The organism is Sulfurimonas sp. (assembly GCF_034005705.1).
Classification (GTDB): domain Bacteria; phylum Campylobacterota; class Campylobacteria; order Campylobacterales; family Sulfurimonadaceae; genus Sulfurimonas.
Map to the genome: position 1 here is coordinate 79,429 of NZ_JAVEUF010000002.1, position 26,745 is coordinate 106,173.

Here is a 26,745-nt window from a genome sequence, read left to right on the forward strand (position 1 = left end):
ATAGTTTATTTAAACAGTGCCAGAGTGGAAGCCCACTCCAGCACTGAACTAACTAGCCTCTTTGTACTTAGCAATATGCCTATAAAGAGTACTCCTACCAACTCCAAATCTATTAGCAACTTGTTGTGAAGTGTTGTTTTGCTTTAGCTCTATTGCTTTTAAAACCTCTTTGTGCGATAGTTTTGGCGGTCTGCCTAATCTTCTACACTCATCTTTTGCTTTTTGTATTCCATAAGCTTGTTTTTCAACTCTTATATCTTCTATAAACTCGCTTAGAAAAAAGAGCAGTTCATCAAGGTTGTAACTGTTAGAAGAGATATACTGCTGTTTGGTAGCTTCTAGGGTTATCTCTTTTTCTTCAAGAGTGAACATAAGCTCTAAGAGTGTTTGAACACTACTTGATAGAATGGATAATCTTGTGACTGCTAAAGTATCTTTACTTTTTAGTATCTCTATCACTTGAGCTAATTTTACTTTGTTTTGGTAGTTGAGATTCTCTTTTGGTTCAACATAGATTTTAGAACATCCTGCAGCTATGAGTGATTCTGATTGCTCCTCTACTTCTTCTTTTAGGGAAGCTTTGATATATCCAATTTTACTCATCGTATCATCGCTCCTTTCACATCATCATCTGTTGGTTTGATATATCCCATAGTAGTTTTTACATCACTATGACCTATAAACTTAGAAATGATTTTTGCATTGATACCTTTTGCTCCCATTTCAGAGATTAAGCCTTGTCTGAATGAGTGTGAAGTATAACCAGCTCCAAGTATTGATTTCATCACATCATTCACTTGTGCTATAAAGGTGAGTGGATGTATCCCTGTTCGCTTAGAGTGATTGCTTCCTTTTGCAATAACTTTGATTTGTAAGTCTGTATCAGTTTCAAATACAAACAATTTCTTTAGTTGCTTTTTAAACTCATCACCTGCAAAGAGTTTGCGTTCGCTTTTTGTTTTTGGTAGAAGCAACTTTGTCTCTCCATCTTCAAGTAGCTCTTTAATATGTGATAGGTTCATCTCTTGTAACTCATTGAGTCGTAATCCTGTAAAGTATAGAATCGTAAAAGCTCGAAGTAGATTGTCTTTTGTGTTAGGTCTAAGTGACTCATCCCCTCTTACTGCACTCATTAACTTTTTATACTCATGTTCGGTTACTGACTCTTTTATCCGTTTGGGTGTTTTTCTTTTAGATTTTGGTTTCATATCCTTTTCCTTATATTGTCTCCTTATAGAGAGGTGTTCTATTGGGTTTTATTTTTGGTGGTATGTAAAGAGAGGCTTTAAAGCCCTTAGATAGGGGAAATCTTATAAACTATATTGATTTATAAGGTAAATAGAATTGAAGTTGTAAATTACAATCTACTCAAACTCAACACTCCAATTACCTTTGTCTGTTATCACTTCAACTTTTACAAGATTACACTTTGCTGTGTATCCTGCTTGAACTCTCTCTCCATAATTTAAAGTCTTTGGAAAGTTGTTTTGAGTAATGGCTGTCATTTGACAATTGCCATTATTTGCTACTACATCTTCAATTGTTACTTCATCTGTCATTGCAGTTACTTCTACAACGGGTACGCTTATGATATATCCACCCCAATCACTAGAGAGTGATTTTGCTTCAATGCGTACTGGTGATTGTTCTGGTGTGCTATCACATCCACTTAAACCTATTATTAGCATGACTGCTAATGTGCCTACTATTAATGTTTTCATTTTTTGTTTCCTTTTTGATAATTTTATTTTTTAAATACTCTTTATATGACAGAAACCAATCTGTTAGAACTCCCAATAAAAAGTAAAACCTTTCCTAACTTTTGTTAGGCTCACTTGATGACCTGTGCAGCATCGCAGGAGAGAAGTAGAACAACCCATAAAAAGTGTAGCTGGTGCGAAGCAAACCAAAGCGAAACGACTTAACCATACAAATAATTAAACTCTATTCTTGAAAAGGGATAGGGGGAGAGGGGCGTTAGCCCCTCTATGGGGGAAAGGGAAAAACTTCTTACTCTTATCCTCTTGCACTCATCCTATGCTACCTTTTTGATTTGTGATAGTGGTGTAGGCTTGAAATATAAATCTCTCTCAACTCCAATTCCTAAACTTCCCTTTACCTCTTGTATCTCTTGTAAACTAAAATATCCTAGCTCACTTCCAAATGGAGATACCACATACCCAAAGCAGATATCATCATCGATTGAGAGTTCAGTGATATACCAAGTCCAACCATCTATAAATAGTTTGATGTAAGCTGTAGGGTCTTTTTGTTCCTCTGTTTCATAGAGTTTAGGGATAGCATCTTTTATCTCTTTTGGTATGAGTTTCATTGTATAGCTCCTTTTATAATTCCAAATTGCGTATAAAATCACCGATACACTCAATGGCGTTTACATCTTTAAATGCAAACTCTTTTAAATAGGAGTGGCTTGTTTTAAAGTTTTTAAACGCTTCTAAAATATCCTCTCCCTCTTCAGAGCCTAGTATCTGCATATTGGTAATCTCTTTATTGTTGGGGTCATATGTATAACCCTGTGTTGTGAAGAATAGATAGTTTCTCATCTTACGCTGCTTGTTGTTCAAGCGGTTTATACCAAAGCTTAGACGCTCCATCCCATCTAAAGCCACATGCCTTAATAGAATCTCTTTTTGAGAAGATATCATCTCCTATGACTACAAGAGAGTTTCCTTGCTCCATGATGGTGAGTCCTAGATTGTATAACGATGAGTAATCTTGTGGAAGATGTTGTGGTTGCTGGTTTGAGTTATTGTGATGTTGGTATGCTTGAGTGTGATTGTTTGCCTGTTGTGTATTTTGCTGTTGTGGCAGCTGAGGATTATTTGGTTGGCTGTAGTGGTTTTTTCCTTTATCATAAAGTGAATTACCAAACTGATTTCCAAATGTTCTCATGGCTCTTTTTAGTGCATCAGTTACTGCTTCTTTGGCTGCTCCCTCGTGTGCATCAGATAGTGTTTTTGCAACTCCGCTTCCAAACCCTACATCTTCTCTTACTATCTCTTTAGTATGGCTTATATCGCAAGCTATTATCCGAACTACTGCTTTGTAGCAGATGACTACATTTTGGTTATGGTTTTGCTCTTGTGAGACTTGCTCTAATTTTGTGATTGTGTAGCTCCAGTTTCCATATCCAAATATCCTGTTGGCTGTCTCTATCACATCATGCCCCTCTATATAGGAGAGGCTGATATTTCCTTTTTCTCTTGTTTTTATTCTGCTAGAATCTAGTTCATAATTTAGAACTTGAAGCTGTTTATCGTTAAACATTTTGTGTCTCCTTGTATCTTATGCAGCTGCTTGTTGATTTTCTACTAGATTTAGTAGTTCATCTGCTTGGGTGTTGTTGGCACTTCGTTTGAGATTTACTTTTGCTTTTGGTGGGGTTGTCTCTTTGGTTTTTACTATCTCTACAAATGGCTTTAGCTCCTTTTGGAGTTTAGTGTTTTGTAGGAGTGCATTTTGAAGTGCTTCGGTGTCTAGTTCATATTTGACAAACCCTCTTTTTAAGAGTTCCTCTTTGTTTAGTACCTGCATTGATACTTTCTCTTTGGTGGTCTCTTTTGTAAGGGTGATGGAACTGATGATTGTTCCCTCTATTCTATATATACCGTTTTTTAGCAAGATAGAGGCAGTTACCTCTTTGGAAATATCTAATGCTGTTGATAATCTCTTCTTTAGAGCTTGTAGCTCTTTTATATCGTTTGAGAGGGTATCTATTTTGTTAGAGAGTTCACTTAGGGATAATCCCACATAGTCTGCTTTTTTATAGTAGGGTTTGGTTTTATCCTCTAGTACACTTTGCAAATACTCTTTTAAAAACTGAGTTGCTTCTTGTTTTACGCTCTCCATTTGGGTTTGGAGTTGGTAGTTTACGAGTTTCATCTTTTTTCTCCTTTATGCTGCTATTTGGTATGTTGGCTCTTTTATAGAAGCGATTCTCTCTGCTAACTCCCATACCCCTTTGTTTACTTGGGTATCTGTGGTGATAGACTTTATCTCTTTGCTTGTAAAGCGTCTGCCACTTTGTTTATTGACTCCGCTTACATTGCCCCTTATAAGATTCTCTTGGATGATGTTAAGGACTGTATAGAGATCATCTTTGTAATCTTCCTCTCTATGAGGGATAAGTAAATCTTTGTGATTGACTTCTAAATGCTCTTCAAATCTAAGTGGAATTGAAAGCTTTGCAAAGCTCTCTTTTTCTACATTTGAGAGTTTGATAGATGAGAGAGTTTTTATCTTCTCTATGAGCTTCTCTTTAACCGCTGTTATTTTTGCAACTGCATTTGCTACATCATTTTCTCTATCTCCTAGGTGTTTGATTTTATAGCTTTCAAAGACACTATCAGAGAGAACTAATCCGTTGGCACATACGAAGCGAAATATTCCTGCACTAATAGAAAAGCTTTTTGTTCTATCGTGGCTGTTAAACAGTAGTAGCTCAACTGCATTCTCCCCAGGATTGAGTAAATCTTCAAAGTGTCTAAACCTTACACAGTGCTGTTGGAATCCCTCTTTGGCTTCATCTTTTACCCCTGCTTGAGATACACTTACTGGATACCAATGGTGGGATTTAATCTCCTCTATTACATCGATAGTTGGGATGAAGTGGTATTTATCCGAAACTTCATAATGAGGCTCACTTGTAAAGAGTGTTGGTGCTAGTGTTTGAAGCTCATGGTTGTTTAATGGGTTTACTGACATTTTTATTTCCTTTTTTATTTTTATGTTTATTTGTGGTTAAAAGCTCTTTGGCTAAAACTAATCTTCTTGAGACTCTAAAGTCTCTTTGATAATCGTTGCTCCTGCAATGACTACTGCTAATAGTACTGATGGTGGTATCACTTCTTATGCTCCTTGTAGTGGGAAGTAGTGGGTGTTGTTGCTTGGTTGTAGTTTGTAGAGTTGTTTTTTAGTAAACTCTCTTTCCATAGCGTCAAGTTCTTTGCTTGTGGGTTCATTAGTAAAATAGTCTAGCCACTGGGCAAATGACCAATCTAGTGCATCCTCTTTCTCTTGTGTTTTTTGCAACTGCTCTTTTACTCTCATCTCGCACCTCTTAGAGGCTTATTGCACAAAAGAGTAAAAAGGCTCTTTGGTTCGATTGTGTAAAACTGTATCTCATGGGGTGTTTGTAACATAGCGTCTCCTGCTTGGGTTGATTTTTCAAAGCTCTTGGGGCTTTGCTATGTTTATGATATATGATTGAAAAAAATTGGAATTACAAAAATGAGGGGTAAAATGGGCTTAAATTGGGTGTTTGGGTGGATATAGAGGTGGATTTATTGTTTTTTTAGGCTGTAGTGGTGTGTTTTTGGGTGAAAAGGTAAGCTTAGGTAGGATTTTCCTACTTAAGCTACTTTTATATCGATTTTTTTATCAAATGTTTTGGCTAGTTTTTGTAAAAAGTCTATCCCTATGTTTACAGAGCCGTTTTCAATTCTACTAATTACTGTTTGGGTTGTTCCTAGCTTTTTTGCTAGTTCTGATTGTGTTAGCTTATATTGAACTCTAATACCAACTAAGATATCAACAATTTTATAGCGTAACTCTTTTTGTTCAAACTCCTCTTTAAACTGCGGATCCTTTAACGATTCGTTTAAGTGTTGTGTGAAATCATCCATCTTTAACCTCCTTCATTCTCTTAAGAGCTATCTCTATCTCTTTTCTAGGTGTTTTTTGAGTTTTTTTCATAAAGCCATGCAGAAGAACAAATGTTTTATCGGTATGTGCAAAATATAGCACTCTATAAATACCTGACTTGTCTTTTGCTCGTACTTCATAGATTTTACTCTCAATAGGTCTTACAAACGGAAGTCCTAAATCTATTCCATACTTACTAAGCATTTGAAATATCTTAAATATCTCAGCCTTTGGCTCATTGTCAAGCGAGTCAAGCCACTTTTTTATAGGTGAAATATTGTTTGTGTTATAGTAATAGTTTATCTTCCACTGCATAGTGAAATTATATCTAATAAGATATATTTAGTCAATTAAATTAAATACTCATGGAGATCTATTTTATAAAACAAGCCCTGTGCATCTTCTCAACACTTTTTAGTGGAAGCTGTGTAATATTTCCTATTTTAGCTACATCAAGCTCTTTAATATCGAGTGCTATGAGCTTTTTAGCGATATCCATTTTTATATTTAGCTCATGCTGATTTTCATTAAGGATATAGACTCTATGATTTTTTAACAAATTTATATCAATTTTTATTTTTAAAGATTTAAGATTGATTATCTTGCTTGGAACTCCCAGTGTTGTATGTATTGCAGTTCCTATTGATTTAACCGTAGAGGTAAAATCTAAAGTTGCTAATCTATAAAGATATTGTGCAAAGTTTGCCAGTAACACTCTTTTGTTAGAGTAGATTGTTAAATAGTCTCTAAGAAGTGTAAAATCTATCCCCTTAAATTGATAGTGGATATTTTTTAAAAGAATATCTCTTGCTATGATAAACTCTTCAAGGCTTTTTTGATTCAAATGTAGCACCTCTTCAAACTCTATCTTTTGTAATAGTTTATAAGAGAGTTCAGCATTTACTTCAACTCTTTTTTCACAAAGCAAAGCTATTGTTTCGTTGATACTCTCAATCTCATCGAGATATATCACACCTCTGCTGAGAGCTTTTTTTAGTATCTCAAAGTATTTTTCATCTTGAGAAAATATCACAACGATTTGATTTTCATAGTAGCGGTACTTTACATCTTCTATCCCATCAAGCCAAAGCAGTTTAAATCTCGATTGCAAAGAGTGAGCAACCCTTTTTAAATCTAAAAGGTTATATTGGGTGTGATTGTAAGAAGCATTGATACAAAGTATCTCCTGATTTGTTGTACCCATATTGGTGCTTTCAATCCATTGGTGTAGTCTGTTTTTTTGCATATAGTCTCCTTTTTTACTCTTTTATTTTTATCTCTACAAATAAGAAATTGAGTTGAATAACGCGTTATAACGCGTTACTCAATTACAAGTCCCCTTTTGCACCTTGTTTTTATCTATAAAATCTCTGAGGATATCTGGCTATATCTAAACACTCCTCTTGGATGTTATCTATCATCACCATTACAAATTTATTTGTTCCAAATTGATGCCAATCATAATTTTGCAACTCTCTTAAAAGTTCTGATGTGGTTTTAAACAGAGTATTTCCATAGACCACTTTAAAGGTTGGCAATAGATTAGAGATTCTAAAGAGGTCGTTGTATAAATCATTCATTACACTGTGGTATAACTCAGGTGCATCAAAGCGTATTGATTCAAAGTAGCTAAAATCTTTAAATCTGATAGCACTGGTAAACTCCTCTATACTTTTTTGAAGTTTAGTGATTTTTGGTTGTAACTTCATTTTTTCTTGCATTTGCTTTTGTGTATAAATATCAATAAGCTCTTGCTTCTCAGGTGTCATTTGAGGCTCACTGGCATTTCTATCATCTACGCTATAATTTTTCAAGTAGCAAACAAACGCTTCTAGTTCACTCTTGATTGCATCTGAGAGATTCTCATAGTTACCATAACCTAAGAAATTTGTATGCTTTAAATTTCCTGCTGTATTATATACGGTGTTTCTCCTATCACTTTCTTCTGCATCTATCACATCTATCTCATTGGAAGTTATTAAAACTTGACCATAGATTGGAGTCTCTTTTTTTATAGTTTTAAACTTCTTTTCTGCTGTTAGTGTAGGATTTGTAACAAGAGCTTTAAGAAAATTCTTAACCGTTGTACTTTTAGTTTTTTTAGCAGATATCTCATCAAGATTAAAAAACAACACATCTTCAATAAGACCCCCTAGATATTGCGAATTAAGCGTCTTATCGTTGATAGTTTTTGTGTAGACTTCTCCTATGATAGGCTTTATTATCTCGTTGAAAAAGATATTTTTCCCTGCTCCTTGGTCACCTTTTAAAACCAGTGCTACTGGAGACTTTTTCAATCCTTGGATAAAATAGGCAAGCCAGTTGATTATCCATTGAAATCTTTGATGATTGTAATTGCTTAAATGCTCTATGAGTGCAAAAATAGCATGAATATGGTTTTGGTATGGATAGTTGGGGTCGTATTCAAGCTCCATATAGGGTGATGGGATATACTTGTTTAGATAGTAGAGTCCATTTTGAGCCTCTATAAACTCCATTGGGGTGTGTAGCTCAAACTTTGTTTCAACTACCAGTTTTAAATCTTGTGCTGGTACATAGAGCGAATCATCTTCCAACTCATCTTTTCTTTTTCGTTTAAGATTTATCAACTCCACTTTTTTATCTATAAAGTTAGTAAAAACCTCACTCACTGCTTTATAATCTTTAGAGGGGATAAAAGGTTCATCTTTTGAGAGTCTATAAAGCAATGCACCTGATTGATCCAAAGCTATTGCTCCACCATTTGCATCTATCATCTCTAAAGCATCATTGTTTACACCCTCTTTAAGCCAGTTATTTTTCATATATTTTGTAATAGTACTATTTTGCATATTGAATCCTTTGTATTATTTTGTATAAAAAAATTGTATTAAGACCCCCTTGCTATGAAAGCAAAGGAGTCAACTCTATTTGTTCTATCCAGCCATCAAGTCCCCTGCACAAGACGCTGCACTCATAAGTGATTCATTACTCAAATGAGCGTAGCGTTGTGTCATGGTTGAAGTGCTATGTCCTAAGAGTGTTTGCACCTCGTAAAGGCTTCTGCCACTGTTAACTAAAAAACTAGCAAATGAGTGCCTCAAATCGTGAATACGAACTTCTTTTAGCCCTGCTTTAACTCTTGCACTATTCCAGCTGTTGTATATCGATACATAAGGCTTCCCTGTAACTGGTGAAGCAAAGAGATAAGGACTTTCATCTTTTGGAATGGACTTATACAGCTTTAGTAGCTGTGGTGTGATTGGTAAAATTCTCTTTTTACCGTTTTTAGTTGTTGGTATCGTCCATGTCATTTGATGAAGGTTAAAATCTTCATGTTTAGCTTTAAGCACCTCTCCTCTTCTTGCTCCTGTTAGAATTAGCATTGGTACAATGTACTTTAAGTGGATATTCTGCTGGGTGGAGTTTATCGCTTCAAAGAGTCGCTTCGCTTCCTCTTTTGTTAAATATCTCTCTTTGGCGTTGTTTAAAGTATATTGCTTTATACTTCTTGCTGGGTTTTCTATCACTCCCTCTATTTCTAAATCTATTGCAATGTTAAATGCACTGGATAAAAAGATAAGCACCTTATTAGCAGTTGCAGCTGCTAGGTGTTTCTTTTGAACCATATCGCTGTGTAGCTTCATGATGGAAGCTTTTGAGATTTGATCCATTGGAGTGTTTTTATACTTTGGCAATAGATGGTTTTTAAATATACTTATGTTCGTTTCATAAGACTTGATATGCTTTTTTATATGTGGCAAATAATATGTATCGTAAAACACCCCTAGAGTGATCACAGAGGCTTTATTTTTACTCTTAGTACTCTCACCTATCAAAATATCTTTTTGCTCCTCTATGGCTCTTTTGAGCTTGATAGCTTTTACTCTTGCACTCTTTAGTGTCATTATCTTCGCATCGCCTAATTTTTTAATCTTCTTTTACCCTCAGCTCCTTTTGCTCTAACATAATATGTTTTTGTTCCGTTTGCACGCACCTCTAGCATAAATCCTATTATTTCACTGTCGTAAAACTCTTGTTTGGTTTTACCTGCTTCACACTCTATTCTTTTTACAAATGGTTGGGTTAGATGTGTTTTCATCATATCTCCCTTGGTATTAATTTTTAAGTTGTGTTTATTTCATTTTCTCCTTTGGTATTTATTAGCTTTATAGTGCTTGTTAGAGCACTTTTTTATCTTAGTGTGATTTTCTCCTCCCTATGTTAAGATGCTCTCATATTGGCTTTGTAGCGTGTGTCAATCATCAAATGTTGTGTTTTGGATATAGTATAAAAAGTTGTTGATATGCTCCAGATTGGGATAGAGCCTAAATTGGTTCATTCCCATCCTTGCAATCTCTCTTTTTGTAACTACTGAGTAGTTGCTGTATCTGTTTATGATGTTATACTTATCATTGAGATTTTCAAAGTATAAAAAATGATACTTGCTTAAAGCCTGCTCAATAGCTGCCATATCTAAACCATATCTATTGAAAAAATTTGATTGTAACTTCACCTCAAATCGCTGCAGTTGGCATCCTATGTTATGATTGTGTTTTCTTAACTCCTTAATCGTTTTATTGTAAAAGTAAGCTCTTTTAGTTGCCATATCCATAGCGTACTTATTTTCAAACTTCTCTACATAGTGTGTTTCATTTTCATAGAGCTGTGGCTCTTGTAAATCGCAATAGAGCGTTCCTGATGTTTTAGTTGTACAAATAGCTAAGAGATGTTCAAATCCAACATAAGGCACATCTATGGCAATATCAAGCTCTGCCATACTAAATTTTAAATACTTGTAAGAGCCAAGGTAAGCTACCGTAGCCAAAAGGTATTCATCTGAGGTTTTATCCACTGTATAGTCATAAGTTGACAATCCAGCAATGATTATCTTGATATAAAAGTTTTCATTACTGTATCCAGTTTGTATAGACAAAACTGTTCTGTTGTTGCAGTAGACCTTATGCTCTATTCTTCTATCTAATCCTGTAGAGTATTCAACAGGGTCAACATAAGCGTTCAATGTTCTTTGAAGATACTCTTTGTAGTCATGGAGTATCTCTCTTTGGATATAGCTATCATTAGAGCAATTGATTTGAAATGCAACAGTGTCTATGGTTGTATGATATGAAATCATCTTAGACTCCTAGTGTGTATGTCATTAGCTTATCTATCTTCTCATAAGCTTCTTATCTATACTCTATAATCATATGTTATAGTTATAAAATATATTAGATGGTATTATAAGTCTCTCTTATTATAGACCTCCTTGCTCTGTTTGTTTTTTAATAGTAAACTTTATATGGGTGTGGATGTTTTTTACCATCAACTCCATATAGTGATTTATCCTTTGAGAGTTCATTTGACTCACAATATCTACTACTATAGATTTTGGGAATTGAACGCTTAAGCTATCTGCTTCTAATGGATCACTTGCAGTTATAAAAACTTGAGCTTTTGTATTGGTTAGATAAAAGCTCTTGGGTGTTGTAAAGATATAATCTAAAAACATACCGTTATTTTTCAAGCTCTTTTGAAAAGCTTCTTTGATTTGCTCTGGATTATTTGTTACAAAAACAATCACATCGTTTTCATAATTCATTGATTCAATATCTTTAAACCTAGTCATAGCTCTAGCTAGGGCGTTTGAACACAGCCCTAGCTTTCTTGTGAGTCTTACACTTTCAATATCTATTTCACACATCTGAATCACTCTGCATCATATCGCTAAGGGATTCAACGATGCCATCTATGGGATTTTCTAAACCTTCAATTTCTAAAAAGTTAAGAAACTCTTTATATTCAGGTTGGCTTTTTTGTTTATTTACAACATCCACAAGCCTTTGAAGATCATCCATAAAAGATTTTTTTATAAGCATCTGCATCTGCTTATAAGGACATATCTCATCTTCATAAGGGCTTGCCTCCATAAAGTGTGGTAAATCTTCATACTCCTCAAATGCCTGATAATATTCAATCTCATCAACGCTTGCTTCTCTCATCTCAAGTGTTGTATTTTCAAATCTTAAGTTTTCGTTTCTTTTTTCCATAATTTTTCCTTTTTTAATTAACAGCTATATAAGCTGTATTTATTTATAATTTTGTTCTAATAAAATAATTGGGATTTACCAGTTCCCAAGCTAACTACTTAGAACTTTTTATAGTTAGCAGTAACAATGATAATTTAAAGAACATACAGTGTAAAAAACTGTGAATATGAACTTCTTGTTTTTGGAAGTTATGAGGGAATTTTAGCTGGATGTATTAATTAGATACAGGAAAAAAGGTAGTGGTAGTTTTTTCTGATTAATAAAAATAGTGAAATTTTGTTTAATAGTGTGGGTTATTTTTCTAGTAGTGTTTTATATAATGGCTGCTTACCTTGAATATAATCTTTCATGAGTTTGTATTTATCTTCTATAGCTCTGATTGACATAGCTTGATTTTCATCAAGAAGAGTTTCAAAAATATCATCATGTTCATCATATTCTTTATTCGCTTTATATTCTTCCAAAGACACATATTTATATTTTGTATCTTTTGTATTTTTTATTTCATTATCATCTTTTGGCATTCTTATGCCATGAAACTTTGTAAGCTCCATTTGAATCTCTCTTTTTATTTGAGCTTCTGTTTTATCAATGCTATTAACTTCATGGTATAAAAAATAATCGTATATAAAAAAATTATCAGCCCATTTATCGGCACTATTCATTTTTATATCTTCATTGGAACTTTCAAGTTCATCTTCTAAAAGCTCTCCTTTTGTTTTTACAATTGAATTTTTACTATCATAATTTTTTTTGATTTTTTTAATATAATCTACTATCTCACTTTCTGACAAGTTAAGGTTCATAGCAACCTTTGTGTCTGTAAAATCTCTCATTGCTTTTTCAAATTTTGGATAGATGACATTAAAAGAGAAATCTCTTTGTTCTTTTGGAACCTCTTGATATACCATAAAGTATTGATTTTCGGTAAAGTTGATATTGTAAATGGCTTTATGATTTTCTTCACCATCATAAACTCTAAGCATATGTTGTGTTAAAAATCTATCTCTTTCTAAAAATCTTAATGGGTCGTAGAGTTCATTGGCACTGTGTTGAAGTGATTCTATGTCGTTTTGATAGATAACATAGTATTTTTCATAAAGCTCTTGTGCTATCTCGTTAACTATCTTTGAAAAAATCTCTTTTATGTTTTCAAGTGTTAAACGATTGATATCATCGTCAAATTGATTTATATTATAATGATTGAACAAGCCTAGCATTTTCTCTTTTGACCAATTTTCAAGCTTTTGAGCATTTTGTAATAATTCTTCCGTAGCTTCAGCTTTCTTATATCTACTAATACTTTTTGGTAATGTATTGTATAAGGCAAGTATTTGCTCTGGAATAAGTAGTAAATTCATCACATTTTTATTTCTTCTAGCCAATTCATAAGCAATGAAATTTGTATATTCATACTTATCAAACTTCATCTTTTCACAATAAGTTTCTTCAAATCTTGATGGTAGTTTATTTTCCATTGTGCTTCCTTTTCATCTTTATACAAAGATGTTATATAAATATTGTACCAAACCCTAACTCACACTCCCCTAAAATCACTTCAACAACCTCCCAGCATGACTAGAAGCTTTCATAAGGCTCTCGTTGCTCAAGTGTGCATATCGTTGTGTCATCTTGGCTGTGGAGTGTCCTAGTAGCATTTGTACTTCATAGAGGGAGCATTTTGCATTTACTAATGCACTGGCGTATGTATGTCGTAAATCGTGAATACGGACTTCTGGTAATCCTGCTTTGATTCTTGCTGTGTTCCAGCTGTTGAAGATGGAGACATACGGCTTCTTTGTTTTTGGAGAGGCGAAGAGGTATTTGCTTTGTTTTGGGATGGATTCAAGTAGCTCTTGGAGTGGTGGGGTTATGGGTAGGATTCTTTTCTTACCGTTTTTAGTTATGGGGATAGTCCATAGGTTGTTGAGTGTATCGAAGTCTGCCCATGTAGCATCTAGTACTTCTCTTTTTCTTGCACCTGTAAGCAGTAGCATAGGGATGATGTATTTGAGGTGTTGGTTTGGGCTAATTTCAACTTCACTTAGAAGTCGTTTAGCTTGAGCTTTACTTAGGAAGAGTTGTCTTTGGTTGTTGAGTTCATACTCTTTGACTCCTCTGCAGGGGTTGTAGTCATCTAGGAGTTCGTAGGTGTTGGCTAGGTTATAAGCACTGTTTAGGAAGATGAGGAGTTTGTTTGCTGTGGCTGGGGCTAGGTTTTTCTTATGGAGCATATTGGAGTGAAGACTCATAACATCTATTTTCTTTAGATTTAACATAGGGGTATCTTTTAGGTCTGAAAGGATATGGTTTTTAAAGATAGATATATTTGTTTCATAGCTTTTTATGTGGGTTTGGATGTATGGGAGGTAGTAGGTATCGTAGAACTCTTTAAATGTGATGAGTGGTTTCTCTTTTTGAGGGGAATGCTCTTGTGGGTTGGTTTGGTTCTCTTTTAGTTCAAGGTACTTCTCTTTGGCTTGTTGGAGGTTTAGTTCTGTGGTTGTGCCTATGCGTATCATCTTTTGAGAAGTGTTTTCTCTATAGCGGTAGTAGTAAGTTTTAGAGCTAGTGTTTTTTACTTCAATCATAAAGCCTGTGAGTTCACTATCGAAGTATTGAACTTTTGATTTATCGGTTGGTGGTTTAAGTCGTTTGATGGAGTCTGTTGTAAATCTTAACTTTGGCATCTTTTTTCTTCCTTTTTTACTCTTATTTTTAGTTTGATTTTCATCTGTATTTTGTCATTTTTTATATGCAGCCGACCAGTTAGGAAAGTATCTGGCTGTTTGGGGAGTATATTGAAGTGCCAAAAACCTTGTCAAGTAAGCACTGCCGACCAATTGCCGACCAGATGGAGGGTGATTGCACAAGAAAATAGTATTGTAAGCCTAAAGGACTTTTTGGGACGGTATACAAATGAGAGAAATGGTGATAAATAGGTAGTTTAAAGAGTCTTGTAATAATTTGAGATAGATGAAAGATGATTGCCCACCAGATTGCCGACTTTTAAGTGGATGTTAAGGATAAAAGAAATTTAGGAATTTTTGGAAGTGTGTAGGATTGTAGCAAAAAGTGTAGATATAAAAAAGCCCCACCCGTAAAGAGTGAGGCTGAAAGCTTTTGGGCTTTTGAGAAACGCTTGTCCTTTATGGGGATTATGCGATTTCGACGATACCTGAAGTGTTGAATGATGCAGTTGAAAGATCATACTCACCTTCAAGCATAATGATAGAGTCCTTAGTTGCATCATATGCAGCAGTGTCATTACTCTCATTTACAAGTATGTATGTATTACTTTCGTATTGGAACCACATTACATCTTCAGCATCACTTGCAGCAATTGCTTGATTTAAAATATCTGTAAATCCTGCTGTTGGAGCAAAAGTGAACTCAGACGAGATGAAGTCATATGTACCGTTGTTATCAACATCAACATCAATTTTATCACCTGTTGAAGCATCTTTAATAGTTGCATATTTAGAAACACTAACACCAGCAACCATTGTAAAGGTATCGATACCTGCACCACCTGTTAATTGTGCAAGATCTCCAGCTGTAAGAGTGTCATTACCAGCTCCACCGTTGATTACATTGCTATCACCACTTGCAGTTAAGATATCATTACCTGAACCACCATTTACCACTAAATCATCAAGAGTAGCAACATAAGTAAGCACACCCGTCATATCTGTAGCATCTACAGTTTCTAGTACAGTTGAACTTGTATAGAGTGTTAAATCACCAGCACCATCAACATTAACAGTAGTTGCTGAAGTAGCTGCAACAGTTAAAGTCACTGCACTATTAACATCATCAATACCATCATCAGCAGTACCTGCAACTGCAGCGTCATCTGTAAATGTATCAGTTGTAGTTACATTAATAGTTTCAACATCAGCAACTGAAACTGTACCTAGAACCATTCCAGCACCTGTACCTTCATCACCTGTTACGATATTGAATGTATCAGTATCACCACTTGCATCAGTCATGTTTACAACAACACCTGTAGCAGCATCTGTAATCTCTACAGTACCATTATTAGCCATATTGTCAATAGTTAATAATGATGAAGTTGTAGCATTTGTACTAGCTACAACACCATTACCTGTAATTGTCGTTGAAGATATAGTTAATAGTTGACCAGCAGCTCCACTAACTGTCACTACAGCGCCAACAGCAGCGGCAGTTAATCCATCTTTGCCATTAATTGCAGTAGCAAGAGCACCAGCAATGACAGTATTAGCATCAGCATCCCCTAAAGCAACAGTTGTATACGTAATACCATTAATTGTTATTGAGGCTGTATCACCAGCTGATATAGCTGTACTAGGAACTCCAACTGTTACATCTACTTCATGAGTTTCATCAGCATCACCCGCAGTAATTACATAAGAGATATCGTCCATATTAGCTAAGTCAAGAGTATCTTGAACCGTTGTTGCAACTTCACCAAGACTTATTTTAGAAAAGTCTGACATCTTTGCTTCAAAAGTAGCAGTATTTGAAAGTACTGTTGCATCAGCAGCAGCCATAGCTATGGTATTTGTACCAGTTCCACCTGCTAATGTACCTGTAACAGAAGTTGTACCAGTTGCAAGATTAAGTGTATCATCACCTGCACCTAAAGTAATATTAGTTTCAGTTACATTACCTGTACCATGCGTAAGAGTTACGACATCATCACCTTCAGAGAAAGTATATCCTTTTAAATCACCAGTGATACCAGCTGCATCAATTACTGCCTCTATAGTTGCTGTAACACCACCTGTGTTTCCAGAAGCATCAAAAGTGTTCAAGTCTACAGCACCAGAAATATCTCCAAGGTTTACTGCACCAGCACCATTAATATCTACTTCTTCAACAGCATCGATATTTGTAAGATTACCTGTGATGTTTAAACCTACTGCAGCATTGATAGTTAAATCTGTTACACCTGAAGCTATAAGAGAAATCGCAGAAGCAGCATTTTCAGTATTTACAGTAAGAGTAGTGATTTTTCCAGCTGAACCATCAAGGCTTACATCAGCATTTGTAGTACCTACATTAGAACTTGTAATATTGTCAAGTGTTAATGCTAAAGTATCTCCAACTGTTGTATTAGTAACAGTGAAGTTACCATCAGTAGTATTGTTTCTTAAAGTAAGTGTTGCTAAAGCATCTGAAATTACGCTTGAAGCGTTTGCAAATCCATCTACAGTAACAGTAGTAATTGAGTCTGTACCACCATCAGTGATAGTTACCGCACCGAATACAGTAGCATTTGAAGAAGTTGCACCTGTTGTAGTAAGAGCTGCACCATCATTATCAGTTACTGTAGGAGCAACACTATTTCCACTTGAGTTTGTTAATGTTACTAGTGTGCTTAAATCTGTTTCATCAGAGTTAGCTGTTTGGTTAGTAAATACAACTGTATCACCAGTTGCAGCACCTGAAGTCCAATCACCAGCAGTTAAAATTCCTGTGTAAAACCCATTTGCAGTTTTACCACCTGCAGTTTGTGTATCTGCATTAGTTAAGTTAGCAAATGCAGCAGCAACTTCTTCAGCTGTTAAGTTTTTAGATGCAGTAAATGTTAAACCATCAATTACTAAAGAATCTCCTGCTTTAAGTACTCCAAATTTAACTGAAGCAGTCTCAGTAGCTCCACCTTCATCAGCACTTGTAAAAGTTTCTGCATTGTCATTTTGAGTTACAGTTACAGTAGTTGTGTCATCTCCACCTACTACACTAATAGTACCAACAGTGATTTTCGCATTGCTAGTATCTGCTTCTGCAACACTATTAGCATTAACTGTGATGTTTACATCTGTTCCACCTTCAGTAGCTATAGCACCACCAGTGAATGCACCTGTACCATCGTCTTCTAGGTTTTGAGTAATTGTGATAGTTCCAGAAGCGATATCTGACTCATCTGCAGCTATACCATTTCCAGCTTGGTCACCAACAGTAATTGTACCAGTTGCTCCATCTGCAGTTGTAGTTACAGTTACATCTGTACCACCATCAACTTTGATAGCACCTGTACCTTGATCAGTATTAGTTACTGTAATAGTTCCAGCTGCTTCGCTAGTTCCACCAACAGCACCAATTGTAATATTTTTATTTGCTGTACCAGTTGTTACAGCAATATCTTTACCACCATCTACAACGACAGCACCAGTAGCACCAGAAACATTTACATCTGTAGTGTCAGCAGCAAGTAGTTTTGTGTTCACTGATTTTGTAGTATTAAGAGTTGTAAGACCTGCTATATCAGACACATCAAGAGCAGTTGTAGTACCGTCATTAGAACCTGCTATATCATAAACTGATTGAATATTGATAGTTTCAATATTAGCTATTGTTCCTTTTGTAAGGTTAATTAAATCTGCAGCATCAGCAGAAATATTATTAATATTTAATACATCGTTACCTGCTCCACCATCTAATGCATCAAGAGATGTCCATGTTTCATTATTTACACCAGTTGTAGCTGTACCATCTACTACCGCTGTATAAATATCATCCCCAGCACCACCAGTAAATGCAGGAGCATTATCAATACCTGTAGTTAAAATTCTCGTTTCACCTACCCTAAAAACACCCTACTTTTCACCTTTTCACCCTCTATAAAGCCCTTAAATAAGGGAAATTGAAAGTTTGATACTCTCTTAGTAATTTTTAGCTCTATTTTTTTGCTGGCACAGTGCTGGCAGAGATTGAATGTAAAAATAAACGATTGACACTCTTTGAAGCTCTATATCAAGAGAAATTGTAGTTAAATTGTTGCTGGCATATTGCTGGCAGCAAGTGAAATTTTAAGCTATTACAAAGGTAAATAAATATAGCTTTGAGATGATTTAGAGGTTTATTTTGGTATAATAACCTAAAATTAAATAAGGAGAAGTAATGCGTACTTTAAAAGTAGAATTAAAAGATACTCTGTTTGAAAAAGTTATTGCTTTTTTTAATATGTTACCAAAGACTGACTTCAAATTATTTGTAGATGATAAAAGTCCATCAGGAACTCCAAAAAAGTTAAATTCTTTATCTATAAAGACAAAAGGTTATAAATTTAACAGAGAAGAAGCGAATGAGAGATAAGTATTTTTTAGATACTAATATTCTTATTTATGCCTTTTCTGAAGATGAGCCACAAAAACAAGAAATTGCATTAAGCATAATTGACAATGTGCCTGGAGATACGCTAATCTCTAATCAAGTTATTAATGAGATTTGTAATGTTTTTCTTAAAAAATTCAAACTATCTTCAAATGAAATTGAAAATGTAATTTTAGAACTAGATTCTGTGCTTGATATTGTTAACTTTGATATATCAACCCAAATTAAAGCATTAAAATTAAAAGAGAAATATCAATTTCAATACTTTGATGCCCTAATTGTAGCTACAGCATTAGAAAACAAATGTAAAATTTTATATTCTGAAGATATGCAACATGAGCTAATCGTTGAAAACCGTTTACAAATTATAAATCCACTAAAAAAATAAAATAGTGCCAGAGTGATAATCCACTCCAGCACTGCTAACTTGCCTCTTTATACTTTGCAATATGCCTATAAAGAGTACTTCTTCCAACTCCAAATCTATTAGCAACTTGTTGTGAAGTGTTGGTTTGTTTAAGCTCAATCGCTTTTAAAACCTCTTTAGCACTAAGTTTTGGTGGTCTGCCTAATCTTCTACACTCCTGCTTTGCTTTAGAGATACCATAGGCTTGTTTTTCAACTCTTATATCTTCTATAAACTCACTTAGAAAAAAGAGTAGTTCATCAAGGCTGTAATTGCTACTAGAGATATACTGCTGTTTGGTGGCTTCTAAGATTATCTCTTTTTCTTCAAGTGTAAACATAAGCTCTAGGAGTGTTTGAACACTGCTTGATAGAATTGATAATCTTGTGACCGCTAAAGTATCTTTACTTTTTAATATCTCTATCACTTGAGCTAGTTTTACTTTATGTTGGTAGTTGAGATGTTCTTTTGGTTCTACATAGATTTTAGAACATCCTGCAGCTATAAGTAATTCTGATTGTTCCTCTATCTCCTCTTTATTGGTAGCTCTGATATAACCTATTTTTTTATGCATAGCAATTCCTTTCAGTCATCATCGTATCATCGCTCCTTTTACATCATCATCAGTTGGTTTGATATATCCCATAGTGGTTTTTACATCACTATGACCTATAAACTTTGATATGATTTTTGTGTTGATACCTTTTGCTCCCATTTCAGTTATTAAACCTTGTCTAAAACTATGACTTGTATATCCAGTTCCAAGTATTGATTTCATAACCTCATTGACTTGTGCTATAAATGTAAGAGGGTGTATCCCTGTTCTCTTAGAGTGATTACTCCCTTTTGCGATCACTTTGATTTGTAGGTCTGTATCAGCTTCAAATACAAACAATTTCTTTAACTGCTTTTTAAACTCATCACCTGCAAAGAGTTTGCGTTCAGATTTTGTTTTTGGTAGAAGTATTTTTGTCTCTCCATCTTCAAGCAGCTCTTTTATATGTGATAGGTTCATCTGTTGGAGTTCATTAAGTCTAAGTCCAGTGAAGTAAAGAATTGTAAAAGCTCGAAGCAGATTATCTTTGGTGTTGGTTCGAAGTGACTCATCACCTCTTACTGCACTCATTAACTTTTTGTACTCAACTTCACCGATTGACTCTTTGATCCTTTTGGGTGATTTTTTCTTAGATTTTGATTTCATATGGTTTTCCTTATAATATCTCCTTATTTAGGGGTGTTTTATAGGATTTTATTTTTGGTGGTGTGTAAAGAGAGGCTTTAAAGCCCCTGTATTGGGGATACCTTATAAACTTACGGAATTTATAAGGTTTTAGTTAGTCGTATTCGTTGAACTTTCCTATTTGAAAAAACTCATCAGCTCCATCATATTCAACAAGTGCTTCTTCTAGTGTCTTGTAAAATGCTTCTGCTCTGTTTCCACCTACTGATTCTTCAAAGTAGATATAGCCATCGCTGCCATCATCCCACTGCACATAATCAATCCCTACACAATGTTCGTGAAACTCTTTATACTTTTGATTTTCTACATAGACTCTTTTTGCTTTCATATTTTGCACCTCCTGTATTGAGATGATTTAAAATAGAATCTACTCAAACTCTACACTCCAATTTCCTTTATCAGTAACAACTTCAACTTTTACTAGATTACACTTTGCTGTATATCCAGCTTGAACCCTTTGACCATACTGTAGAGTCTTTGGGAAACTCTTTTTTGTTATAGCTGTCATTTGACAATTGCCATTGTTGGCTATCACATCTTTGATAGTAACTTCATCTACTACAGCTGTAACATTTACAACTGGAACACTTACAACATATCCACCCCAATCACTTGAGAGTGATTTTGCATCTATTCTTACTGGTGATTGTTCTGGTGTGCTATCACAACCACTTAAACCTATCATTAGCATTACTGCTAATGTACCTACTATTAATTTTTTCATTTATATTTTCCTTTTTTATTTTATTTTTAATTACTATTTATATGACAGAAAGCAATCTGTTAGAACTCCCAATAAAAAGTAAATCTTTCCTTACCATCTTTTGGTGGGCTAACCTGATGACCCAAGCAGCAACTTGGGAGAGAGGTAGAACAACCCATAAAAAGTGTAGCGGGCACGAAGTAAGCCAAAGCGAAACGACAAGACTTAACAAACAACACTTACAATACTTACTATACTAACTATATAAACTCTATTCTTGAAAAGGGATAGGGGGAGAGGGGCGTTAGCTCCTCTATGGGGGAAAGGGAAAAACTTCTTATAGTTTTAATCCATCATCTTATGAAGCTTTTTTAACTTTTGATAATGGTGTTGGTTTGAAGTGTACATCTCGCTCAACCCCAACTCCTAGGCTTCCTTTGACCTCTTGAATCTCTTGTAAGCTAAAATACCCTAGCTCACTTCCAAAGGGTGACACCACATATCCAAAGCAAATATCATCATCGATTGAGTGTTCGGTGATATACCAACTCCATCCATCTAAAAAGAGTTTGACATAAATAAGTGGGTCTTGCTGTTCCTCTGTTTCATAGAGTTTTGGAATGTGTTGTTTTATCTCTTGTGGTATAAGCTGCATTGTATCGCTCCTTTCATAGCTCTAAGTTTCTTATAAAGTCATCTACACACTCTATAGCTGTAACATCTTTAAATGCATACTCTTTTAAATAGGAGTGGCTTACTTTAAAGTTTTTAAACGCTTCTAAAATATCCTCTCCCTCCTCTGAACCTAGTATTTGCATATTGTTTATAGGCTTATTGTTAGGATCAAATGTAAATCCATCTGTTGTGAAGAATATAAAGTTTTTCATCTTACGCTGCTTGTTGCTCTATATTTTTATACCATAGCTTACTTTTTGCATCCCATCTAAAACCACACGCTCTTATGGAGTCTTTTTTAGCAAATATATCATCTCCTACTACTACAAGACTATTTCCTTGCTCCATTATGGTTAATCCTAGATTGTAAAGGGATGAGTAGTCTTGTGGAGTGTGTTGTTGTGCTTGTTGTGGTGGGTTATAGTGTTGAGCATTTGCATTGTTCGGTGTATAGTTTTGGTTTGATGGTATCTGTTGCATTTGTGGTGCTTGATGGTTTTTGCTTCTATCATAGAGTGAATTGCCAAACTGATTACCAAATGTTCTAAAGCATCTTTTTATAGCATCAGTTACAGCTTCTTTGGCAGCTCCCTCATGTGCATCAGAGAGTGTTTTTGCAATGCCTGTTCCAAACCCTACATCTTCTCTTATGGCTTCTTTAGTGTGAGTTATATCATAAACTACTACTCGAACCACTGCTTTATAGCAGATGACAACATTTTGGTTATGGTTGGTTTCTTGACTTACTTGTTCTAACTTTGTGATGGTGTAGCTCCAGTTTCCATAGCCTACTATTTTATTGGCGGTCTCTATGATGTCATGACCCTCTACATAAGAGAGGGTAACATTTCCTTTCTCTCTTGTTTTTATCCTACTACTATCTATCTCATAGCCTAGTAGTTGTAGCTGTTTCTCGTTAAACATAATGATTCTCCTTTAAGCAGCTTGATTTTCTACTATTTAAAGTAGTTCATCTGCTTGAGTATTGTTAGCACTTCTTTTAGCATTAACTTTTATCCGTGCTGGTGTTGTCTCTTTTGAAACTTCAACTTGAACATGGCGGTTTATCTCTTCATCTGATTTTAGCTCTAAGGCTTGCTCTATAGCTTCCATGTCAAGAACTGGTTTGAAGTAACCTAGCTCTATGAGAGATTTTTCATCTAGGATGATTAGTTCCTCTTTTACTTTGGTTTTTTGAGGTGTGATAGTAATAGAACTAATTGCTGTTCCATCTAGTCTATCTATGCCATACTCTGCTAAAACACTTGCAACTGCTTCAAGTGCTGTTGTTTTTGCATTGGTAAGAGATTTTTTAAGTGCTTGCATCTGTTTGATATCTTCTGCAAGGTAGTCTATTTTATTTTGAAGCTCTTGGATGGATAGACCTAAGTAATCAGCTTTAGAGTAGTAAGGCTTGTCTGATTCAAGTACTTGACGAACGAAGTCTTTGAACCACTCTTGATTATCTGGTTTGATGTTTTGAATTTCCTTTTGTAAGCGGTAGTCTGTGCTTTTCATTGTCTGCTCCTTATGCTGCTATTTGATACTCTGGCTCTTTGATAGTTGCAATGCGTTCTGCTAACTCCCACACACCTTTATTAACTTGTGTGTCTGTGGTAATTGATTTAATCTCTTTAGAAGTAAAGTGTCTGCCACTTTGTTTGTTTATACCACTCAAATTTCCACGGATTAGATGCTCTTGTATGGTGTTAAGGGTGGTGTAGAGATCATCTTTATGATCTTGCTCTCTGTGAGGAATTAATAAGTCATTTGGATCAACTTCTAAATGCTCTTCAAATCTAAGAGGAATTGCTAGTTTGGCGAAGCTTTGTTTCTCTAAGTTTGATAGTTGGATTTTTGATAGAGTTTTTACCTTATCAAGTAGCTTCTCTTTTACTGCTGTTATTTTTGCTACTGCATTGGCTACATCATTATCTCTATCTCCTAAGTGTTTGATTTTATAAGACTCAAACACACTATCACTTACTACTAAGCCATTGGCACATACAAACCTAAAAATTCCTGCACTGATACTAAAGCTTTTTGTTCTATCGTGGCTATTAAATAGCAGCAGCTCCACTGCGTTATCTTGTGGGTGAAGTAGATCCTCAAAGTGACGAAACCTTACACAGTGCTGTTGATAGCCATCTTTGTTTTCATCTTTAACTGCTGCTTGGCTTACACTTACTGGATACCAGTTATGCGATTTTATCTCTTCTATTACTTCAATAGTTGGTATGAAGTGATACTTTTCACTTACTTCATGGTGTGGTTCTTGTGTAAATAGTGTTGGTGCTAACTCTTGTAGCTCATGGTTGTTTAATGGGTTTACTGACATTTTTTCTTTCCTTTTATTATGTTGTTTAATTTATGGTTAAAAGCTCTATTGCTAAAACTAATCATCTTGCTTTTCTAAAGTCTCTTTTATAATCGTTGCTCCTGCAATTAAGACTGCTAATAATACTGATGGTGGTATCACTTCTTATGCTCCTTGTAGTGGGTAGTAATTTGGGTTATTGAGTGGATGAGTGAATCTTCTTTTATCTTTACTCTGCTTTTCCATCTTATCAAGCTCTTTAGTAGTTGGCTCACTTCTAAAGTGATCCAGCCACTCGGCAAATGACCAATCTAATTCAAGCTCCTTGTCTTGTTGTTTTTGAAGTTCATTTTTTACTCTCATCTCACACCGCCGTATCTTTAAACATCTGCTCATTTTTGTTGTTACACAGTAGATTACAGATTATCTTTTTTGGCAGTGTGAAAAACTGCACCTTTGAATCTTGTTTATGGTGTATCATATATTTCTCCTAAGTATGGTTTTTTTCAAAGCTCTTGGGGGCTTTGCTATGGAGATGATATATGATTGAAAAATTTTGATATTACAAGATTGTGGGTGTATTAGGCGGTATATTGGTATCTAAGGCTGTTGTATGGTGGATTTTTTGCTACTTTTTACTATTTTGGGTGTAGTAGTGTTTTTTGGGGTGAAAGGTAGTACATAGATAGGATGAGTTCCTATCTATGTTATTAATGGTTTAGTTATCTGTTAAATCAGCAGCTTTTACTGTTCTATATTATCTACACTATCAAGCATACCTTGAAGCTCTTTTATTATCTGCTTTAAAGTATCTGGTTTATCTTTATATCTTGAGTAAAAACCACTAGCTACTTTTTTAGTATCAATCTTATCTTCTTTAATAGATGTATCAGGTGAGATAAGCTGTAGCAAATCAGTCATCGTTTTACCCTCAAGTTCATCTTTCTCTTTTAGTTCTATAACTTTTACATGGTTGGCTATTTGCATATATCGTTGAGCAGAACGATCACTTATACCTATCTCTTTATAAAACACCTCTTTAAAGCCTCTTTGCTTATCTTCTATGGCACTTGTGAGCATCTCACCTATCTCTACTATAGTTTCGGCTGTTTTTCTAAGTTTGCTTTTTATCTCTCTTGCTAGTTTTTTATCATCTTTTGAAAGCTTTATCTCTTTGACTACTTCAGCTTTTACTACCTCTTTATTTTCAGACATATAATTCCCCCTCTAAGATTTAACTTAACCGCCAAGTTGGCGGTTATCTATTTATTATATTGTAGCTAACCTTATAAAATATCCCTAAAAAGGGTAAAATATTGGCTAACATCATAAATCTTGTAGAGTTTTGAAACTTACTTATTGATGTTCAGTGTTTAAGTTAACCGCCAAGTTGGCGGTTAACTATTTGTCTTTACATCAAACTGCCAGCACAAGAAGCCGCACTCATTAAGCTCTCATTACTAAGGTGAGCATACCGTTGAGTCATAGTTGAAGTACTGTGTCCTAACAGTGACTGAACCTGATACAAACTAACTCCATTGTTTACTAATGCACTAGCAAATGAGTGGCGTAAATCATGTATTCTTACATCTTTTAACCCTGCTTTAGTCCTTGCAGAGTTCCAAGAGTTATATATAGACACATAAGGCTTACCTGTAACAGGTGAAGTAAAAAGATAAGGAGTATCATCTTTTGGAATTTTATTATATAGCTCTAGTAACTGTGGTGTGATTGGAAGTATCCTCTTCTTACCGTTTTTAGTTGTTGGTATTGTCCAAGTCATCTGATTAAGATTAAAATCCTCATGCTTAGCTTTTAGAACTTCTCCTCGTCTAGCTCCAGTTAGTAATAACATAGGTACTATGTATTTCAAGTGAATATTTTGTTCAGTTGTGTTGATAGCTTCAAGAAGTCGTTTAGTCTCCTCTTTAGTTAAATATCTCTCTTTTGCATTATTTAAAGTAAACTCTTTTATCTTACTTGCTGGATTCTCTGTGATACCCTCAAGTTCCAACTCTATTGCTATGTTATATGCACTTGATAAAAATATCAATACTTTATTGGCTGTAGCTTTTGCTAATTTCTTTTTAACTACCATATCAGAGTGTAGCTTCATTATGGAAGCTTTAGAAATCTTATCCATTGGTATATTTTTAAATGGTGTTAGTATATGATTCTTAAATACGCTTATATTGGTCTCATAGCTTTTAATATGCTTTTTGATATGTGGTAGATAGTATGTATCGTAAAACGCACCTAGAGTGATGACAGAGGGTTTTTTATTCTCTTTAGTAGATTTACCTAGGATAATGTCTTTTTGTTCCTCTAAAGCTCTCTTTACCTTTATTGCTTTTACTCTTGCAGCTTCTATATCCATCACTTTAGCATCACCAATCTTTTTAGATGTTCGTTTACCATTTACAGTGGTTCTTATAAAAAAGCTTTTAGCTCCAGTGGCTCTTACTTCTAGTATAAATCCTTGAATCTCTTTATCGTAAAACTCTTGTTTGGATTTACCTGCTTCACACTCTATTCTTTTTACAAATGGTTGGGTTAGATTTGTTTTCATCTTTAGTTCCTCTTAGATTTGTAGCAGATAGTGAT

General features: G+C 34.8%; 36 protein-coding genes. 3 read left to right on the forward strand and 33 right to left on the reverse strand.

Annotation, left to right across the window (positions count from 1 at the left end):
* Nucleotides 1–48: 48 nt before the first annotated feature.
* The 21 genes from RBR61_RS01875 to RBR61_RS01975 form a co-directional block, all read right to left on the reverse strand.
* The gene (locus RBR61_RS01875; RefSeq protein WP_320341810.1) at nt 49–603 is read right to left on the reverse strand and encodes a recombinase family protein; all 555 of its coding nucleotides are present in this window, start codon (nt 601–603) and stop codon (nt 49–51) included.
* A complete protein-coding gene (locus tag RBR61_RS01880) occupies nt 600–1,208 on the reverse strand; it encodes a site-specific integrase (protein ID WP_320341811.1) in 609 nt (202 codons plus the stop codon). Before RBR61_RS01880 ends, RBR61_RS01875 begins: the two co-directional genes overlap by 4 nt.
* Before the next feature lie 156 nt (nt 1,209–1,364).
* Entirely contained in the window at nt 1,365–1,721 is a 357-nt protein-coding gene (locus RBR61_RS01885; protein WP_320341812.1) for a hypothetical protein, read from the reverse strand.
* A 314-nt stretch (nt 1,722–2,035) separates the two neighbouring features.
* Nucleotides 2,036–2,332, reverse strand: coding sequence for a DUF2958 domain-containing protein (locus tag RBR61_RS01890; protein WP_320341813.1), 297 nt, complete (start codon nt 2,330–2,332; stop codon nt 2,036–2,038).
* Between the two features lie 13 nt (nt 2,333–2,345).
* Complete coding sequence (locus RBR61_RS01895) at nt 2,346–2,564, reverse strand: hypothetical protein (protein WP_320341814.1); 219 nt, start codon at nt 2,562–2,564, stop codon at nt 2,346–2,348.
* A gap of 1 nt (nt 2,565) precedes the next feature.
* Nucleotides 2,566–3,288 (reverse strand): Rad52/Rad22 family DNA repair protein, encoded by a 723-nt coding sequence (locus RBR61_RS01900; RefSeq protein ID WP_320341815.1) that lies wholly within the window; start codon nt 3,286–3,288, stop codon nt 2,566–2,568.
* 18 nt (nt 3,289–3,306) lie between these two features.
* Entirely contained in the window at nt 3,307–3,903 is a 597-nt protein-coding gene (locus RBR61_RS01905) for a siphovirus Gp157 family protein (RefSeq protein WP_320341816.1), read from the reverse strand.
* 12 nt (nt 3,904–3,915) lie between these two features.
* On the reverse strand, nt 3,916–4,725 hold the full coding sequence (locus RBR61_RS01910; RefSeq protein WP_320341817.1) for a DUF932 domain-containing protein: 810 nt from the start codon (nt 4,723–4,725) through the stop codon (nt 3,916–3,918).
* A 144-nt stretch (nt 4,726–4,869) separates the two neighbouring features.
* Nucleotides 4,870–5,070: a hypothetical protein gene (locus tag RBR61_RS01915; protein WP_320341818.1), complete on the reverse strand. Its 201-nt coding sequence runs from the start codon at nt 5,068–5,070 to the stop codon at nt 4,870–4,872.
* A gap of 302 nt (nt 5,071–5,372) precedes the next feature.
* The gene (locus tag RBR61_RS01920) at nt 5,373–5,645 is read right to left on the reverse strand and encodes a helix-turn-helix transcriptional regulator (RefSeq protein ID WP_105916250.1); all 273 of its coding nucleotides are present in this window, start codon (nt 5,643–5,645) and stop codon (nt 5,373–5,375) included.
* Nucleotides 5,638–5,979, reverse strand: a complete 342-nt coding sequence (locus RBR61_RS01925; protein WP_320341819.1) for a type II toxin-antitoxin system RelE/ParE family toxin — start codon at nt 5,977–5,979, stop codon at nt 5,638–5,640. Before RBR61_RS01925 ends, RBR61_RS01920 begins: the two co-directional genes overlap by 8 nt.
* A gap of 58 nt (nt 5,980–6,037) precedes the next feature.
* Nucleotides 6,038–6,910 (reverse strand): hypothetical protein, encoded by an 873-nt coding sequence (locus tag RBR61_RS01930; protein WP_320341820.1) that lies wholly within the window; start codon nt 6,908–6,910, stop codon nt 6,038–6,040.
* 109 nt (nt 6,911–7,019) lie between these two features.
* Nucleotides 7,020–8,495 (reverse strand): DUF5906 domain-containing protein, encoded by a 1,476-nt coding sequence (locus RBR61_RS01935; protein WP_320341821.1) that lies wholly within the window; start codon nt 8,493–8,495, stop codon nt 7,020–7,022.
* An 84-nt stretch (nt 8,496–8,579) separates the two neighbouring features.
* Nucleotides 8,580–9,551 (reverse strand): tyrosine-type recombinase/integrase, encoded by a 972-nt coding sequence (locus RBR61_RS01940; protein WP_320341822.1) that lies wholly within the window; start codon nt 9,549–9,551, stop codon nt 8,580–8,582.
* Between the two features lie 14 nt (nt 9,552–9,565).
* Entirely contained in the window at nt 9,566–9,745 is a 180-nt protein-coding gene (locus RBR61_RS01945; RefSeq protein WP_320341823.1) for a hypothetical protein, read from the reverse strand.
* Nucleotides 9,746–9,901: 156 nt separating this feature from the next.
* Entirely contained in the window at nt 9,902–10,780 is an 879-nt protein-coding gene (locus tag RBR61_RS01950) for a hypothetical protein (protein ID WP_320341824.1), read from the reverse strand.
* A gap of 120 nt (nt 10,781–10,900) precedes the next feature.
* Nucleotides 10,901–11,347, reverse strand: coding sequence for a hypothetical protein (locus RBR61_RS01955; RefSeq protein WP_320341825.1), 447 nt, complete (start codon nt 11,345–11,347; stop codon nt 10,901–10,903).
* The gene (locus RBR61_RS01960) at nt 11,340–11,693 is read right to left on the reverse strand and encodes a hypothetical protein (protein ID WP_320341826.1); all 354 of its coding nucleotides are present in this window, start codon (nt 11,691–11,693) and stop codon (nt 11,340–11,342) included. The genes RBR61_RS01955 and RBR61_RS01960 overlap by 8 nt, the downstream gene beginning before the upstream one ends.
* A 293-nt stretch (nt 11,694–11,986) precedes the next feature.
* Nucleotides 11,987–13,171 (reverse strand): hypothetical protein, encoded by a 1,185-nt coding sequence (locus tag RBR61_RS01965; protein WP_320341827.1) that lies wholly within the window; start codon nt 13,169–13,171, stop codon nt 11,987–11,989.
* Nucleotides 13,172–13,246: 75 nt separating this feature from the next.
* A complete protein-coding gene (locus RBR61_RS01970) occupies nt 13,247–14,383 on the reverse strand; it encodes a site-specific integrase (RefSeq protein WP_320341828.1) in 1,137 nt (378 codons plus the stop codon).
* Between the two features lie 468 nt (nt 14,384–14,851).
* Nucleotides 14,852–17,959, reverse strand: coding sequence for a hypothetical protein (locus tag RBR61_RS01975; RefSeq protein WP_320341829.1), 3,108 nt, complete (start codon nt 17,957–17,959; stop codon nt 14,852–14,854).
* 58 nt (nt 17,960–18,017) lie between these two features.
* Between RBR61_RS01975 and RBR61_RS01980 the strand changes: the two genes are divergently transcribed.
* The 3 genes from RBR61_RS01980 to RBR61_RS01990 all read left to right on the forward strand — a co-directional run bounded on the left by RBR61_RS01980 (nt 18,018) and on the right by RBR61_RS01990 (nt 19,188).
* Nucleotides 18,018–18,197: a hypothetical protein gene (locus RBR61_RS01980; RefSeq protein WP_320341830.1), complete on the forward strand. Its 180-nt coding sequence runs from the start codon at nt 18,018–18,020 to the stop codon at nt 18,195–18,197.
* Nucleotides 18,198–18,587: 390 nt separating this feature from the next.
* Complete coding sequence (locus RBR61_RS01985; RefSeq protein ID WP_320341831.1) at nt 18,588–18,782, forward strand: hypothetical protein; 195 nt, start codon at nt 18,588–18,590, stop codon at nt 18,780–18,782.
* A complete protein-coding gene (locus RBR61_RS01990) occupies nt 18,772–19,188 on the forward strand; it encodes a PIN domain-containing protein (protein WP_320341832.1) in 417 nt (138 codons plus the stop codon). The genes RBR61_RS01985 and RBR61_RS01990 overlap by 11 nt, the downstream gene beginning before the upstream one ends.
* A gap of 34 nt (nt 19,189–19,222) precedes the next feature.
* Here RBR61_RS01990 and RBR61_RS01995 read toward each other — a convergent pair whose 3' ends face one another.
* From RBR61_RS01995 to RBR61_RS02050, 12 genes are all read right to left on the reverse strand, one after another.
* Nucleotides 19,223–19,780, reverse strand: a complete 558-nt coding sequence (locus RBR61_RS01995) for a recombinase family protein (protein WP_320341833.1) — start codon at nt 19,778–19,780, stop codon at nt 19,223–19,225.
* 18 nt (nt 19,781–19,798) lie between these two features.
* Nucleotides 19,799–20,407, reverse strand: coding sequence for a site-specific integrase (locus tag RBR61_RS02000; protein ID WP_320341834.1), 609 nt, complete (start codon nt 20,405–20,407; stop codon nt 19,799–19,801).
* A gap of 133 nt (nt 20,408–20,540) precedes the next feature.
* The gene (locus RBR61_RS02005; RefSeq protein WP_320341835.1) at nt 20,541–20,774 is read right to left on the reverse strand and encodes a hypothetical protein; all 234 of its coding nucleotides are present in this window, start codon (nt 20,772–20,774) and stop codon (nt 20,541–20,543) included.
* A 39-nt stretch (nt 20,775–20,813) separates the two neighbouring features.
* Nucleotides 20,814–21,170, reverse strand: a complete 357-nt coding sequence (locus tag RBR61_RS02010) for a hypothetical protein (RefSeq protein ID WP_320341836.1) — start codon at nt 21,168–21,170, stop codon at nt 20,814–20,816.
* Nucleotides 21,171–21,507: 337 nt separating this feature from the next.
* The gene (locus tag RBR61_RS02015) at nt 21,508–21,804 is read right to left on the reverse strand and encodes a DUF2958 domain-containing protein (protein WP_320341837.1); all 297 of its coding nucleotides are present in this window, start codon (nt 21,802–21,804) and stop codon (nt 21,508–21,510) included.
* A 13-nt stretch (nt 21,805–21,817) separates the two neighbouring features.
* Nucleotides 21,818–22,036 carry a hypothetical protein gene (locus tag RBR61_RS02020; RefSeq protein ID WP_320341838.1) on the reverse strand — a complete coding sequence of 73 codons (219 nt, stop codon included), beginning with the start codon at nt 22,034–22,036 and terminating at the stop codon, nt 21,818–21,820.
* A 1-nt stretch (nt 22,037) separates the two neighbouring features.
* On the reverse strand, nt 22,038–22,748 hold the full coding sequence (locus tag RBR61_RS02025; RefSeq protein WP_320341839.1) for a Rad52/Rad22 family DNA repair protein: 711 nt from the start codon (nt 22,746–22,748) through the stop codon (nt 22,038–22,040).
* 36 nt (nt 22,749–22,784) lie between these two features.
* Nucleotides 22,785–23,342, reverse strand: a complete 558-nt coding sequence (locus RBR61_RS02030) for a siphovirus Gp157 family protein (RefSeq protein ID WP_320341840.1) — start codon at nt 23,340–23,342, stop codon at nt 22,785–22,787.
* 10 nt (nt 23,343–23,352) lie between these two features.
* Complete coding sequence (locus RBR61_RS02035; protein ID WP_320341841.1) at nt 23,353–24,162, reverse strand: DUF932 domain-containing protein; 810 nt, start codon at nt 24,160–24,162, stop codon at nt 23,353–23,355.
* Between the two features lie 144 nt (nt 24,163–24,306).
* Nucleotides 24,307–24,504, reverse strand: a complete 198-nt coding sequence (locus RBR61_RS02040) for a hypothetical protein (protein WP_320341842.1) — start codon at nt 24,502–24,504, stop codon at nt 24,307–24,309.
* Nucleotides 24,505–24,885: 381 nt separating this feature from the next.
* On the reverse strand, nt 24,886–25,356 hold the full coding sequence (locus RBR61_RS02045; protein ID WP_320341843.1) for a hypothetical protein: 471 nt from the start codon (nt 25,354–25,356) through the stop codon (nt 24,886–24,888).
* Between the two features lie 196 nt (nt 25,357–25,552).
* Complete coding sequence (locus RBR61_RS02050) at nt 25,553–26,710, reverse strand: tyrosine-type recombinase/integrase (protein ID WP_320341844.1); 1,158 nt, start codon at nt 26,708–26,710, stop codon at nt 25,553–25,555.
* Between the last annotated feature and the right edge of the window lie 35 nt (nt 26,711–26,745).